This window comes from Pseudomonas sp. THAF187a, assembly GCF_009363395.1.
Classification (GTDB): Bacteria; Pseudomonadota; Gammaproteobacteria; order Pseudomonadales; family Pseudomonadaceae; genus Aquipseudomonas; species Aquipseudomonas khazarica.
In genome coordinates this window covers 123,543-136,783 of sequence record NZ_CP045349.1, presented here as the reverse complement: position 1 = coordinate 136,783, position 13,241 = coordinate 123,543, and the positions used below count along the sequence as shown (strand labels likewise).

The 13,241-nt window shown below is 65.9% G+C and carries 13 protein-coding genes; 4 read left to right on the top strand and 9 right to left on the bottom strand.

Annotated elements, in window-relative coordinates; genetic code table 11:
• Positions 1-65: 65 nt before the first annotated feature.
• The gene (locus tag FIV02_RS00625; protein WP_152487520.1) at positions 66-1,109 is read left to right on the top strand and encodes a hypothetical protein; all 1,044 of its coding nucleotides are present in this window, start codon (positions 66-68) and stop codon (positions 1,107-1,109) included.
• A 37-nt stretch (positions 1,110-1,146) separates the two neighbouring features.
• Here the strand turns inward: FIV02_RS00625 and FIV02_RS00620 are convergent, their stop codons facing one another.
• The 3 genes from FIV02_RS00620 to FIV02_RS00610 are packed head-to-tail and all read right to left on the bottom strand — an operon-like array spanning position 1,147 to position 2,908.
• A complete protein-coding gene (locus FIV02_RS00620; protein WP_152487519.1) occupies positions 1,147-1,818 on the bottom strand; it encodes a GNAT family N-acetyltransferase in 672 nt (223 codons plus the stop codon).
• Positions 1,818-2,258: a GNAT family N-acetyltransferase gene (locus tag FIV02_RS00615; RefSeq protein WP_152487518.1), complete on the bottom strand. Its 441-nt coding sequence runs from the start codon at positions 2,256-2,258 to the stop codon at positions 1,818-1,820. Before FIV02_RS00615 ends, FIV02_RS00620 begins: the two co-directional genes overlap by 1 nt.
• A gap of 17 nt (positions 2,259-2,275) precedes the next feature.
• A complete protein-coding gene (locus tag FIV02_RS00610) occupies positions 2,276-2,908 on the bottom strand; it encodes an FMN-binding negative transcriptional regulator (protein WP_152487517.1) in 633 nt (210 codons plus the stop codon).
• Positions 2,909-3,005: 97 nt separating this feature from the next.
• Between FIV02_RS00610 and FIV02_RS00605 the strand changes: the two genes are divergently transcribed.
• The gene (locus FIV02_RS00605; protein ID WP_152487516.1) at positions 3,006-4,472 is read left to right on the top strand and encodes a PLP-dependent aminotransferase family protein; all 1,467 of its coding nucleotides are present in this window, start codon (positions 3,006-3,008) and stop codon (positions 4,470-4,472) included.
• Positions 4,473-4,763: 291 nt separating this feature from the next.
• Here FIV02_RS00605 and FIV02_RS00600 read toward each other — a convergent pair whose 3' ends face one another.
• Together FIV02_RS00600 and FIV02_RS00595 are read right to left on the bottom strand one after the other, a co-directional pair.
• Entirely contained in the window at positions 4,764-6,017 is a 1,254-nt protein-coding gene (locus tag FIV02_RS00600) for a dicarboxylate/amino acid:cation symporter (RefSeq protein ID WP_152487515.1), read from the bottom strand.
• Positions 6,018-6,148: 131 nt separating this feature from the next.
• Positions 6,149-7,573 carry an aspartate ammonia-lyase gene (locus FIV02_RS00595; protein WP_037054020.1) on the bottom strand — a complete coding sequence of 475 codons (1,425 nt, stop codon included), beginning with the start codon at positions 7,571-7,573 and terminating at the stop codon, positions 6,149-6,151.
• A 203-nt stretch (positions 7,574-7,776) separates the two neighbouring features.
• On the opposite strand from FIV02_RS00595, the gene FIV02_RS00590 reads away from it, so the two are divergent.
• Complete coding sequence (locus tag FIV02_RS00590; RefSeq protein ID WP_152487514.1) at positions 7,777-8,685, top strand: LysR substrate-binding domain-containing protein; 909 nt, start codon at positions 7,777-7,779, stop codon at positions 8,683-8,685.
• A 36-nt stretch (positions 8,686-8,721) separates the two neighbouring features.
• Here the strand turns inward: FIV02_RS00590 and FIV02_RS00585 are convergent, their stop codons facing one another.
• Positions 8,722-9,042: an EthD family reductase gene (locus FIV02_RS00585; protein WP_152487513.1), complete on the bottom strand. Its 321-nt coding sequence runs from the start codon at positions 9,040-9,042 to the stop codon at positions 8,722-8,724.
• Between the two features lie 130 nt (positions 9,043-9,172).
• Here FIV02_RS00585 and FIV02_RS00580 point away from each other — a divergent pair, with 130 nt between their 5' ends.
• Positions 9,173-9,643 (top strand): DUF2127 domain-containing protein, encoded by a 471-nt coding sequence (locus FIV02_RS00580; protein WP_037054027.1) that lies wholly within the window; start codon positions 9,173-9,175, stop codon positions 9,641-9,643.
• A gap of 58 nt (positions 9,644-9,701) precedes the next feature.
• On the opposite strand, the gene FIV02_RS00575 is transcribed toward FIV02_RS00580, so the two are convergent.
• From FIV02_RS00575 to FIV02_RS00565, 3 genes are all read right to left on the bottom strand, one after another.
• A complete protein-coding gene (locus tag FIV02_RS00575) occupies positions 9,702-10,796 on the bottom strand; it encodes a polyamine ABC transporter substrate-binding protein (RefSeq protein WP_037054030.1) in 1,095 nt (364 codons plus the stop codon).
• A 104-nt stretch (positions 10,797-10,900) separates the two neighbouring features.
• Entirely contained in the window at positions 10,901-11,929 is a 1,029-nt protein-coding gene (locus tag FIV02_RS00570) for a histone deacetylase family protein (protein WP_152487512.1), read from the bottom strand.
• Positions 11,930-12,189: 260 nt separating this feature from the next.
• Positions 12,190-13,182, bottom strand: a complete 993-nt coding sequence (locus tag FIV02_RS00565) for an AraC family transcriptional regulator (RefSeq protein ID WP_152487511.1) — start codon at positions 13,180-13,182, stop codon at positions 12,190-12,192.
• Positions 13,183-13,241 lie beyond the last annotated feature (59 nt).

The window sequence follows — 13,241 nt, the reverse complement described above, 5'->3', positions numbered from 1 at the left end:
CACATCGCCATTAACTAGCATGCCCGCCTCACGCCCGCATGCCTCACATCAAGGACGACCTGCCGATGCTTCACTCGACCACCCTGCGTGCCCTCGCGGCGATGCCCCTTCTTGCCCTGCTGCTGAGCGGATGCAGCATCCACGGCACCTACCCGGACGCCGGCGAAGCCGACGCGGCCAAGCTGCGTTTCATAAGCGGCCTGGATAGCGCCACGCTCGCGGTATTCGATGCCCAGCACTGCGCAGGGCAAACCACTGGAATACTCAATAACCTGTTCGTGGCCAACACCGCACGCCGGGTGGACATGTCCATCGCCCCGCCTGCCGACGCGGAGCCCTATCTGGAAATACGTCTGAAACCAGGCCGGGAGGCCGTGCTCATGGTGAACACCCAGGGCCGGAGCAGCGTGTGCGGGAGCATGTTCAGCTACACGCCACAGCCCGGAGCGGAATACGAGCTGACCTTCGAGTACGCCGACAAGATGTGCCGTGCAATGTTGAATCGTCTGCATCAGGTCGGCGACCAGGTATCGCGTTCCCCCGTGCCATTGCTCAGCAAGGGGCTGCCTGAATGCACAGGCAGCAACGGGCTGTTTCCCGTGACGCCTGAGGCGCAACCCGATACCCAGGAACGTGTCGGCATGATCGAACGGATCATCGCAGAGAGCCTCATCGAATCGATGAAGACCGAGCTGCCGCCGCTGGACAAGACGCTGCTCGGCGACAACTTCGACAAGCAGATCGACGAACGCACCCGACGCATGGGGTTCACTCTGCCAGCGGCCTACTGGGACGAGTACCAGCGGAACATCGACATCGCCACGCAGGAGCTCTCGACCAGCAAGCAGAGAACACTCGAACGCTACGAGAATGAATACGGCAAGTACCTCAGGCAACTGGACACGGCCGAACTGCGCAAACTGGTCCCCAACAGCACAGCCACGGACAAGACCCTGGCGCTCACAGTCAATATCCGCATGCTGCGCTACTACCGCAAGGCGGGTCAGGAGGTGCTGAAGGAAAGCCTCGACAGTCACCTGACACGCATGGCCGACCTGGACAAGCGCTATGCCGTGTGCGAGCGCTTTGCCGACTGCTGGAAGAAGTGATTCGCGTCATCGCCCACCAGGCCGGTACAGCCTCGAATCAGCCGCGCAGCGCCTCCAGGCGCTGCCGCTGCTGGCCCTGCTCGTCGAAGTTCTCCGCCGCCAGCCACAGCTGAAACGCATTCCGGCAGCCCGGCCACTCGCCGTCGATGATGGAGAACCAGGCGGTGTCGCGGTTGCGCCCCTTGCGCACCATGTGCTGACGGAACAGACCCTCGCGGGTGAAGCCAAAGCGCTCGGCGGCCCGCTCCGAGCGGGCATTGGCCGCATCGCACTTCCATTCCAGGCGGCGGTAGCCCAAGTCATCGAAGGCATGCCGCGCCAGCAGGTAGATGGCTTCGGTGGCACCGGCCGTGCGCTGCATGGGCGCGCCGAAGGCGACGTGGCCAATCTCGATGCTGCCATCGAGCGCCATGATGCGCAGGTAGCTGAACAGGCCCAGGGCGCAGCCCGTGGCCTGGTCGATCACGGCATAGAACAGCGGATCGCGACTCTCGGCATTGCCCGTCAACCAGGCGTCGAAACTGGCGCGCTCGGTGAACGGACCGTAGGGCAGGTAATCCCACAGCGCGGGATCCGGCCCCTGCAGGGCGCACCAGAGGTCCTCGCCATGACGCGCCACATCCAGCGCCTCGAGGCGCACGAAGCGGCCCTGCAGCACGCGCTGGTCCGGCTGCGGACGAGGTTGCCAGTGGGTGAGATCGGTGGTCATCAGAAGAGCTTCCTGTACTGGATGAAGCCGGAGCGCTCGCCAATGCGGTCGTAGAGCATGCGGCCCCGGTAGTTGGTTTCCTGGGTCAGCCAGTGCACGCGACTGGCACCGGCGGCCCGTGCCTCGCGGTAGACGTGCTCGATCAGCGCACGCCCGATCCCGGCACCGCGAATGTGCTCGGCGACATAGAGGTCCTGCAAGTAGCAGTAGTCGCCGCTGGTCCAGCAACTGCGGTGGTAGATGAAATGCACCAGGCCGATCGCCTGGCCCTCCTGCCAGGCCAGCGCAGCGTGCATCGGTTCGGCCGGGTCGAGAAAGCGCTGCCAGGTCACGGCGCTGGTTTCGGCCGCTATGTCAGCCTGATAGAAACGCTGGTAAGCCTGCCAGAGCGGCAGCCAGGCCGCAGGGTCGTCGGCGGTTACAGGGCGAATGTCGAGCATTGGGCACTCCTTGTGTCTCAGTCGGTTGGATTCATCTGCTGGGCCAGCTCGCGGTCACTGGCACGGGCCGACTCCGCCAGGCCCGCACGCACGCCGGCCTGGTCGCCGGCCGAACGGTTCTGGCTGAGCTTCCACTTGCCCTCGATGCGGCGGATCGGCAGGGCGAAGCCGACGATGGCGCGCAACATGGCGTCGATGTAGGCGCGCGGTGCGTCGCTCACCGCCCAGGGCCGGGCACGCCCCTGTTCATGACGGTCGCTGAGGCGGCTGACCAGGCGCAGCAGGCGCTCGGGGTCGTCGAACACCTCGGCCTGCCCCCAGGCATGCACGGCGATGTAGTTCCAGGTCGGTACCACCTTGCCGTGCTCGGCCTTGGCCGGGTACCAGCCGGGATGCACATAGCCATCCGCGCCACTGAACACCACCAGGGCCTCGGTGCCAGTGGCGAGGTCTCGCCAGTGCGGATTGGCCCGGGCGAAGTGGCCGTAGAGCGTGCCGAACTCGCCTTCGTGCGGCTCCAGCAGCAACGGCAGGTGGCTGGCCTGCAGCCCCTGTTCGCCGGCACTGCTGAGCAGGGCGAGGCCGCTGGCCTGAATCTGCTGGTGCAGGGTGGCCAGGTCGTCCTGGCGAAAAGCGCTGGGGCAGTACATGAGCAGCTATCTCCGATGCGATAGCGCCATGCTAGGCGGGATATTGGTCTGCTGTAAGATCCATTACCGATCATTTCCATGGAGCCAATCAGCCACCATGAAGCCTTCCGCACCGCTGTCGTTCGACCTCTCCGGCATCCAGCTGCAGGCTGGCCGTGGCCTGGCGCGCCAGCTCTACCAGGCGCTGCGCGAGCGCATCCTCGATGGTCGTCTGGCGGGCGGCACGCGCCTGCCGGCCAGCCGCGAGCTGGCGACATTGCTGGGCATTTCCCGCAACACCGTGACGCGTGCGCTCGATCAGCTGTATGCCGAAGGCTATGTGGCCGGGCGCGTGGGCGACGGCACCTATGTCGCCGAACTCGAGGCGCGCCGCCCGGCACCGCCACCGAGCGCCAGCGCGCTGCCTTGCAACCCGGTCCTGCAGCGCTTGCAGAGCCATCATCTGGCAGTGCCGCCCAGCGGTGCGCCACGCGCCTTTCGCATCGGCGTCCCGGCGTTCGACCTGTTCCCCTTCGACATCTGGGCGCGCTTGCACGCACGCTTCTGGCGCAAGCCCGCGCTGGCGCGCCTGGGCTACGGCGACCCGGCCGGCGACCTGGAACTGCGCCAGCTGATCGCCGCCTACCTGCGCACCGGGCGCGGCCTGGACTGCGACCCGCAGCAGATCGTCATCACCTGCGGCGCCCAGCAGGCCATCAGCCTCTGCGCCCAGCTGCTGGTGCAGGCGGGTGACCGGGTCGCGCTGGAGAACCCCGGCTACCGCGCTGCCGGCCATGCCTTTGCCCTGGCCGGCGCGCAACTGCAGGGCGTGGCCGTGGATGACGACGGCCTGCAGGTCGCGGCCCTGCAACGCATCGACGACTGCCGCCTGGTCTACCTGACCCCTTCGCACCAGTACCCGACAGGCGTGACCCTGTCGCTTGCCCGGCGCCTGGAGTTGCTGGAGTGGGCCAAGCGCGAGGACGCCTGGATCATCGAGGACGACTACGACGGCGAGTACCGCTACAGCGGCACGCCGCTGGCGCCGCTGGCAGCCCTGGATCGCCAGCAGCGGGTGATCTACATCGGCACCTTCGGCAAGCTGGCCTTCCCCGCGCTGCGCCTGGGCTACATGGTGCTGCCTGCGGCACTGGCGGAACCCTTCGCCCGTTGCCGGGCACTGGACATGCGCCACTCTGAAGTCGGCACCCAGGCGGTGATGGCCGAGTTCATCGCCGCCGGGCACTTCCAGCGGCACGTGCGGCGCATGCGCCAGGCCGCCCGGGCGCGCCGCGATGCGCTGCTGCAGGCCTGGCCGCACACGCTGCCCGGCTGTGCGCCGCTGCCGCAGGTGAACGCCGGGCTGCACCTGTGCGTACGGGTCGACAGCCTGATGCGCGAGCGCGAGCTGCTGGATGCGGCACACGCCGCCGGGGTGGAGATGAACGGGCTGAGCGGCTACTGGCTGGAGGACAGCCAGGAACCCGACGATGAGCGCGCCGGCCTGGTGCTGGGCTTTGCCGCCGTGCCCGAGGCGCAGATCGTCGACGCCGTGGCGCGCCTCAGGCAGGCCTGGCGCGTGTAGAGCACCAGACCAGCACGCTGCGTTCCACGGCCGCAGTGTTTCGCAGCAGCGGAAGTATCCGCGATCGGCGGCGTGGGCCATCCTCACAGCTCTGCGAATCGGGTCACTCCCGCAGATCCAGGGCCTTACGCTGCAACTGCAGTTCAGGCGCTGGGTCGCGGCTGGATTCCCTCGTACAGAGTGCGCAGGCAAAAAAAGGGATGGCCTGGGCCATCCCTGAAGGGTGAGGCTGGTGAGGCCTCCTATGAAATCGTATGCGCCAGGTTGTGGATAACCTGACGCCGAAGAACATCAAGCCTCGTTGTCGCTGTTATAGACGTCGCGATCCAGTTCGTTCTCGCTGCGCGCGACCAGGGTGGTGGTCATCAGGTCGCCCGTGACGTTCACCGTGGTGCGGGCCATGTCGAGGATGCGGTCGATCCCCGCGATCAGCGCCACGCCTTCCAGCGGCAGGCCCACCGAACTCAGCACCAGGCCGAGCATGATCAGGCCCGCACCGGGGATGCCGGCAGTGCCCACCGAGGCCAGGGTCGCGGTGAGGATGATCATCAGGTACTGGCCGGCACTCAGGTCGATGCCGAAGGCCTGGGCGATGAACAGCGCCAGCACGCCCTGGTAGATCGCGGTGCCGTCCATGTTGATGGTGGCGCCCACCGGCAGCACGAAACCGGCCACGCCCTGGGATACACCGAGGTTCTTGCGCGCGCACTCGATGGATACCGGCAGCGTGCCGGAACTGCTCGAGGTGCTGAAGGCCACCGCCAGCGCCGGTGCGATGCCACGGAAGAAACGCAGCGGGCTGAGGCGCGCCAGGCCACCGATCAGGCTGCCGTAGACCAGCAGCATATGGGCGATGCTGGCCAGGTAGATCACACCGATCACACCGGCCAGGGGCAGCAGCACTTCGATACCGTGGGAAGCCACCACCCCGGCGATCAGCGCGAACACGCCGATGGGCGCGAAGCGCATCACCAGGTCGGTGAGCTTGTAGAGCACCTCGGCCAGGCTGTCGAACAGGCGAATCGCCGGTGCGGCCTTCTCGCCGACCAGGTTCATGCTCACGCCCAGGGCGATGGCGAAGACGATGATCTGCAGGATGTTGCCTTCGGCGAAGGCGGTCACCGGGTTGGTCGGCACCAGGCCCACCAGGATCTGCACCAGCGACGGCGCCTGCTTGGCCTCTGCGCTGCCGCTGGCGACCATGTGCATGCCCTCGCCGGGGCTGAACAGGGTGCCGAACGCCAGGCCGATGCTCACCGCGAAGGCGGTGGTGATCAGGTAGATGGCGATGGTCTTGACGCTGATGCGGCCGAGCTTGGCGCTGTCGCTCATGGCGGTGATGCCCGCCACCAGCGAGATGAACACCAGCGGCACGATGAGCATCTTGATCGCGTTGAGGAACAGCGCACCGACCGGGGCCAGTGCCAGTGCACCCGGCTTGTACAGCATGCCGACGACGACGCCGAGTACCAGGCCGACGAGAATCTGCTGCCACAGCGGCACGCGCGCAAGGAGAGAAGGGGAAGCGGTGTTGCTTTGACTCATGTGGTTGTCACCCGGATTGTCATTGTTGTGGGGTCGTCTGCCCGACCTCGGGCACCGCCTGCCGGCAGGCCATGGGGCAGAAAGAAACGCGCCGCACTCGAATGAGTGCGGCGCCGATGTTGCCGGTCGAATCAGCTCTGCAGCGGTACCAGGCGCGGAGCGATCATGTTCTCCGGGCGCAGGATGTCGGCCAGGGTGGCCTCGTCGAGCAACTGCTCTTCACGCACCAGTTCCAGCACACCGCGACCGCTCTCCAGAGCGACCTTGGCGATGCGGGTGGCGTTCTCGTAGCCGATGTAGGGGTTGAGCGCGGTGATCAGGCCGATGGAGTTCTCCATCAGTGCACGGCAATGCGCCTCGTTGGCGGTGATGCCGTCGATGCACAGCTCGCGCAGCATATCCATGGCGCGGGTCAGCAGGCGGATCGAGTCGAAGATCTTGTAGGCGATCAGCGGCTCCATGACGTTCAGCTGCAGCTGGCCACCCTCGGCCGCCATGGTCAGTGCCAGGTCGTTGCCGATCACTTCGAAGGCCACCTGGTTGACCGCCTCCGGGATCACCGGGTTGACCTTGCCCGGCATGATCGAGCTGCCCGGCTGGCGAGCCGGCAGGTTGATCTCGTTGATGCCGGTGCGCGGGCCGCTGGAGAGCAGGCGCAGGTCGTTGCAGATCTTCGACAGCTTCACCGCGGTGCGCTTGAGCATGCCGGAGAACAGCACGAAGGCGCCCATGTCGCTGGTGGCCTCGATCAGGTCGGCGGCCGGCTTGACCGGATGACCGCTGATCACGCCCAGGCGCTTGACCGCCAGGGCCTGGTATTTCGGGTCGGCATTGATGCCGGTGCCGATCGCGGTGCCGCCCAGGTTGACCTCGTGCAGCAGGGTCGGCGCGAGCATCTTCAGGTGCTGCAGGTCTTCGCCCAGGGTGGTGGCGAAGGCATGGAACTCCTGGCCGAGGGTCATCGGCACGGCGTCCTGCAACTGGGTGCGACCCATCTTCAGCACATGGCCGAACTCCAGGCCCTTGGCCGCCAGCGACTGGATCAGCTTGTCCAGGGCGTTGAGCAGGCTTTCGTGACCCAGCAGCAGGCCCAGACGGATGGCAGTGGGGTAGGCGTCGTTGGTCGACTGCGCCATGTTCACGTCGTTGTTCGGGTGCAGGTGCTGGTACTGGCCCTTCTCATGGCCCATGGCTTCCAGGGCGATGTTGGCGATGACCTCGTTGGCGTTCATGTTGGTCGAGGTACCGGCACCGCCCTGGATCATGTCGACCACGAACTGGTCGTGGAACTCGCCCTGGATGATGCGGGCACAGGCGGTGCTGATCGCCGTGTGCTTGGCCGCGCTGAGGTGGCCCAGCTCGCGGTTGGCATCGGCCGACGCCTGCTTGACCATGGCCAGGCCGATCACCAGTTTCGGGTAGTGCGACAGCGTCACCCCGGACAGGCGGAAGTTCTGCACGGCACGCAGGGTCTGGACGCCGTAATAGGCATCAGCGGGGACTTCGAGGGTGCCGAGCAGGTCTTTTTCGACGCGAACAGATGCAGCAGAGGACATGATAGCGATGACTCTTGGGAAATACGGCGAGTGCCGCGATGCCCATAGAATATGGCCTCATGCCGTCTTGCGACCAATGCCGTTGCTTGCTGCCCTATGCACAATCGGCATAATGTCGACGTGACGTTCGCTGCATTCGCAACGTATGAGCCCAGGGTGGACGACGCTTCGCCTGCACAACCTCGCCCGGCAACGGAGACGCGATGAATCTGGAAACCAAATGGCTGGAGGACTTCATCGTCCTGGCCGCCACCCGCAGCTTCTCCCAGGCCGCCGCCAAGCGCTTCGTCACGCAGCCGGCCTTCAGCCGGCGTATCCGCAGCCTGGAGGCCATGCTCGGACTGACCCTGGTCGACCGCTCCTGCACCCCCATCGAACTGACCGAGTCGGGCCGTCTGTTCCTGGTCACCGCGCGCAGCCTGGTGGAACAGCTCGGCGAGGTGGTGCGCCATCTGCACAATCTGGAGGGACAGCGCGGCGAGGTGCTGTCGATCGCCGCGGCGCACTCGCTGACCCTGGGCTTCTTCCCCGAATGGATCGCCCGCCTGCGCCGTGAAGGGCTGCCGCTGACCACCCGGCTGGTGGCCACCAACGTCGGTGAAGCGGTGCACTCGCTGCGCGAGGGGGCCTGCGACCTGATCCTCGCCTACTACGACCCTGACGCGGCCCTGCAGATGGACCCGGAGATCTTTCCCTCGCAGCACCTGGGTGCTACCTCGATGCTGGCGGTCTGTGCGGTGAATGAGACCGGCGCGCCGCTGTTCGACCTCGACGCCGGGCAGAGCGTACCGCTGCTGGCCTACAGCGCCGGCGCCTTCCTCGGCCGCTCGGTCAACCTGCTGCTGCGCCAGCGCGCCCTGCGCTCGACCACCGTGTACGAGACCGCCATGGCCGACAGCCTGAAGAGCATGGCCCTGCAGGGCATGGGCGTGGCCTGGGTGCCACGCCTGTCGGTCACCGCCGAGCTGGCGCGTGGCGAGCTGGCCATCTGCGGTGGCGAACACTGGCAGATCCCCCTGGAAATCCGCCTGTACCGCTGCGCCCTGGTGCGCAAGGCGGCGGTACGCTTGCTCTGGCGCAAGCTGGAGACGGGGGAGCCGGCGCGTGCATGAGGACGCCACGCCACAGGCAGCGCGCCCTGGCCGACGTCAGGACTGACCGACCACGACCTCGCTGATCTGCATCACGGGCACCAGGTCGGTGTAGTTGGCGATGTCCGCGAGAATCTCCTGCGCATGCGGCGCAAATCCAGCTTGAAAGGCTTCGACGGAGTCCGCATAGACATGACACATGCCAACGTAGGCGGGCGGATCATCGGGCGAGCCACCGGCCACTCCCTTGTCGACGGTGTAGAACAGGCAGGCATCGCCCATCCTGGCTTTCACCAGCGGCATGTGCGTGTCGCGGTAGTAGGCGTGGTCGAAACGCGCGCCCGGCTTGTAGGGATACATCACACTGACCTTGATCATCTGGCTCTCCTGAGTGCCTGCAGAACGCCACGGCGACATCGGCCCGGCGCGCAGGGAAAGATAGCTGAAGCAGAAGCTGGCAGACTGCTGCAGCGCCCCCTTATCCACAGCTGACACGCGAGAGACGACGATGGCACCCACAAGACCCGGCCTGCGGCTCATCGCTGCGATGGAAGCCTGCAAAGGCCTCATCTCGCTCGTGGTCGCGCTTGGCCTGCATGAGCTGGCCGGGCGCAACCTGCAGCAGGTGGCCGAGGCGCTGGTCAGCCATGCGCACCTCAACCCTGCCAGTCACCTGCCCGGCATTTTCCTGCACGCGGTGAAGTCGCTGCCCGACATCGACCTGTCACTGCTGGCCATCGGCGCACTGGCCTACGCCGTCATCCGCCTGATCGAAGCCTATGGCCTGTGGAAAGGGCTGCTCTGGACGGAGTGGTTCGCCTTGGCCAGCGGGGCGATCTACCTGCCGTTCGAGGTCTACGAAATGCTGACCCGCAGCAGCGCCCTGAGCGCCGCCGTGTTCGTGCTCAACCTCCTCGTGGTCGGCTACATGGCGCGCGTGCTGCTGGTGCAGCGGGGGCAGGCCAGCCACCCGCGCTGACGCCCGGCACGACAGAGCGCACGGAATGCGTGCGCTCTGCAGGAGTGGCTTCAGCGACTCACTTGCCCGACTTGATCGACGTCCAGGCGCGGGTGCGCACGCGCTCGATCTTCTGCGGCAGCGGCTGTACCACGTACAGCGACTTCTGCATCTCGGCGGTCGGCGTCAGGTCCTGATCGGCGGCGATTTCCTCGCTCACCAGCTTCATGCCTGGCACGTTGGGGTTGGGGTAGCCGAGGAAGTCGCTGATCGGGGCGATGACCTGTGGATCGAGCAGGTGATTGATGAAGGCAAGCGCCTCATCCTTGTTCTGCGCGCTCTTGGGAATGGCCCAGGTGTCGAACCAGATCGGCGCGCCTTCCTTCGGCAGACGCCAGTTGATGACCACGCCATTACCCGCCTCCTTGGCGCGGTTGGCGAACTGATAGAAGCTGCCGGAGTAGCCGATGGCCACGCAGATGTCGCCGTTGGCGATGTCGGTCATGTACTTGGCGGAATGGAAGTAGGCCACGTACGGACGCACCTTCAGCAGCAGCTCGGTGACCTTGTCATAGTCGGCCGGATTGGTGCTGTTCGGGTCCAGGCCCAGGTAGTGCAGGGCGATGGGGATGATCTCGCTGGGCGAGTCGAGCATGGCGACGCCGCAGGATTTGAGCTTCTCCATGTACTCGGGCTTGAACACCAGGTCCCAGCTGTTCACCGGTGCATCCTCACCGAGGGCGGCCTTGACCTTGTCCGGGTTGTAGCCGATCAGCACGGTGCCGTACATGTAGGGCACGCCGAACTGGTTGCCCGGATCGTTCTTCTCCAGCAGCTTGAGCAGCACCGGGTCGAGGTTCTTCCAGTTGGGCAGCTTGGACTTGTCCAGCGGGGCGAACACGCCGGCCTTGATCTGGGTTTCGAGGAACTGGTTGGACGGGATCACCAGGTCATAGCCGGAGTTGCCGGTGAGCAGCTTGGCTTCCAGCGCCTCGTTGGTCTCGAAGGTGTCCCAGGTCAGCTGGATACCCGACTGCGCCTGGAAGTCCTTGGGCACGGACGGCAGGATGTAGTCCGCCCAGTTGTACACACGCAGCTCCTTGGCCTGTACCGCACCGCTGAGCAGGGTGGCGCCGCACAGGGCGGCGCCGAGCATCTGTTTGATGGCTTTCATCGTTTCTCACCCCTGAAGTGTCGTTATTGGTTTTTGGGTAAGGTGGACGACGCTTTATCCGTGCACCGAGCGTATGGCGGTGGACGAAAAAAGCCTCGTCCACCCTACGCGCCTTCGAAACCTTCCAGCACGTTGACCGCGTTGACGCCGATGGCCTCGACCGCGTAGCCGCCTTCCATGATGAACAGCGTCGGCAGGCCGAGCGCGGCGATTCGCCGGCCCATGCTCAGGTAGTCCGGGCTGTCGAGCTTGAACTGCGAGATCGGGTCTTCCATGTAGGTGTCCACGCCGAGCGATACCACCAGCACCTCGGCGCCGTATTCGGCGATGCGCTGGCACGCCTGCTCCAGCGCCGCGCTCCAGGTCTCCCAGGAGCTGCCCATCGCCAGCGGGTAGTTGAAATTGCAGCCTTCGCCCTCACCCTCGCCCAGCTCGTCGGCGTAACCGAGGAAGAACGGAAACTCCTCGGCGGGGTCGCCATGGATCGAGGTGAACAGCACGTCGCTGCGGCGATAGAAGATGTCCTGCGTGCCGTTGCCGTGGTGATAGTCGACATCGAGGATCGCCACCTTCCTGCGCCCCTGGTCGATGAAGGCCTGGGCGGCGATGGCGGCATTGTTCAGGTAGCAGTAGCCCCCCATCACGTCGGCGGCGGCATGATGGCCTGGCGGACGGCACAGGGCGAATGCAGCGTGGGCGCCAGCAGCGATCTCGGCCTGGGCGCTGAGGGCCACCTGGGCGGCGCTGTAGGCGGCCTGCCAGGTGCCGGCGGTGATCGGTGCGCCACCGTCGAAGCTGTAGTAGCCGAGCTGGCCATGCAGGTCACTGGGCATCATCGCGCGCAGGGTGCGGGCCGGCCAGGTGAACGGCAGCAGGTCACCCTTGCCGCCCTGTGCCTGCCAGCGCGTCCAGGCGCCCTGGAAGAAGTCGAGGTAGGGCTTGCTGTGGATGCGCTCGATCGGCGCCAGGCCGAAATCCCTGGGCGCATGGACATCGCCGAGCTGGCGGTCCCTGACGCGCGCGAGGACATGATCGGCACGCTGCGGCTTCTCGAAGCAGGGCATCAGCTGCCCGTCGATCAGCTCGCACTTGCCGTGATGCAGGTGGTGGTCGTCACTGTAGTACGTGAGCATGCAAAGCGCTCCAGGCCTGTTGTTGTGCCTGCATTGTTCGCTCACTCGCGCCGCATCGAGAACGCTGACAATGGCCAAAAGGGGATCGAAATGGCCAAATCTCGCTGTCACCGGGGGACTGATCGCTCCTCGCGCTGCGCGCAGGACGCTACGGCGGCCAGGCAGCGCAAACGGGGATACCTTGGCAGGTACGTCAGTGCCGAGGGCTTTCGCGGCTGAAGCCGCTCCTACGGAATCGAGCCAGCCTGTGGCCCGGCGCGCTATGCGCGGAAACGACTCGGCGGCACGCCGCTCCAGCGCTGGAAGGCATGACGAAAGCTGGCGGTCTCGCTGAAGCCGAGCACCTCAGCTATCCGGTACACCGGCCACTGCTCTTCGCCGAGCAGGGCCTTGGCCCGTTCGAAGCGCAGCTCATCGAGCAACCCCTGGTAGCTGGTGCCCAGCTCCTGGAGGTGACGACGCAGGGTGCGCGGCGAGCAATGCATCTGCTGCGCCAGGCTCTCCAGCCCCGGTGGCTCGGCCAGTTGCGCGGCAAGCAGCTGACGCACCCGCTCCAGCCACGCCTGGCGGCTGCTGAACTCGGCATTCAGGCGGCGGCAGCGCTCGACCATGTCACCGTGGGTGACGCTGTCAGCCAGCGGCAAACGGCGCTCCAGCAAGGCAGCGGGAAAGGCGAAGGCGTTGCGTTGCGCATCGAACCGCAACGGGCAGGGAAAACTGAGTGCATAGCGCGCCACGTAATCCGGCTGTGCATGGGTGAACTCGGCACCCTCGAGCGCGAGCGGCTGACCGAGCAGCTCGTCACCGATCAGCTTCAGCGAAGCCAGGCACATCTCCACGTTGAATACCTCCAGCGCCTCGGCATCGCGATAACCGCTGGCGCAGACCCAGGCCAGTTCGCCCTCGACCTGCAACTCCAGGCGGAAGTAGGTGCCGAGCAGCGCCGGGTACTGCAACAGCAGGCGCCAGGCGTCACCAAAGGTGGCAGCCGACAATGCGGCGTAACCGAGCAGCCCATAGGAGGAAACATGCAGGCTGCGCCCCAACTCCAGGCCCATGTCGGCTCGCAGGGTCAGGGCATTGGCGCACACCTGCAGTTCCTGCACTCGTTTGATGCGTACGTCCGGGCTGTCCAGATCGGCCGCACCAATGCCGCTTCCGGCCAGCAAGCGCGGGTGCAATTGCGGATGGTCGGCGAAGCGTTGCAGAACCAGGGAAACGACGTGCAGGGTGGTCAGAGGAGCGTGCAGCATGATGCGTTCCGTGTGCGCAGACGAGCAAAGGAACGCAAGAAACATGCCGCGAGGCGGGC

What these genes read in the sequence shown, in the direction of transcription:
- FIV02_RS00570 (WP_152487512.1), bottom strand. Translation starts at nt 11,929, where the DNA reads ATGCTCACGTACTACAGTGACGACCACCACCTGCATCACGGCAAGTGC.
- FIV02_RS00605 (WP_152487516.1), top strand. Translation starts at nt 3,006, where the DNA reads ATGAAGCCTTCCGCACCGCTGTCGTTCGACCTCTCCGGCATCCAGCTG.
- FIV02_RS00625 (WP_152487520.1), top strand. Translation starts at nt 66, where the DNA reads ATGCTTCACTCGACCACCCTGCGTGCCCTCGCGGCGATGCCCCTTCTT.
- FIV02_RS00620 (WP_152487519.1), bottom strand. Translation starts at nt 1,818, where the DNA reads ATGACCACCGATCTCACCCACTGGCAACCTCGTCCGCAGCCGGACCAG.
- FIV02_RS00615 (WP_152487518.1), bottom strand. Translation starts at nt 2,258, where the DNA reads ATGCTCGACATTCGCCCTGTAACCGCCGACGACCCTGCGGCCTGGCTG.
- FIV02_RS00585 (WP_152487513.1), bottom strand. Translation starts at nt 9,042, where the DNA reads ATGATCAAGGTCAGTGTGATGTATCCCTACAAGCCGGGCGCGCGTTTC.
- FIV02_RS00610 (WP_152487517.1), bottom strand. Translation starts at nt 2,908, where the DNA reads ATGTACTGCCCCAGCGCTTTTCGCCAGGACGACCTGGCCACCCTGCAC.
- FIV02_RS00600 (WP_152487515.1), bottom strand. Translation starts at nt 6,017, where the DNA reads ATGAGTCAAAGCAACACCGCTTCCCCTTCTCTCCTTGCGCGCGTGCCG.
- FIV02_RS00590 (WP_152487514.1), top strand. Translation starts at nt 7,777, where the DNA reads ATGAATCTGGAAACCAAATGGCTGGAGGACTTCATCGTCCTGGCCGCC.
- FIV02_RS00580 (WP_037054027.1), top strand. Translation starts at nt 9,173, where the DNA reads ATGGCACCCACAAGACCCGGCCTGCGGCTCATCGCTGCGATGGAAGCC.
- FIV02_RS00595 (WP_037054020.1), bottom strand. Translation starts at nt 7,573, where the DNA reads ATGTCCTCTGCTGCATCTGTTCGCGTCGAAAAAGACCTGCTCGGCACC.
- FIV02_RS00565 (WP_152487511.1), bottom strand. Translation starts at nt 13,182, where the DNA reads ATGCTGCACGCTCCTCTGACCACCCTGCACGTCGTTTCCCTGGTTCTG.
- FIV02_RS00575 (WP_037054030.1), bottom strand. Translation starts at nt 10,796, where the DNA reads ATGAAAGCCATCAAACAGATGCTCGGCGCCGCCCTGTGCGGCGCCACC.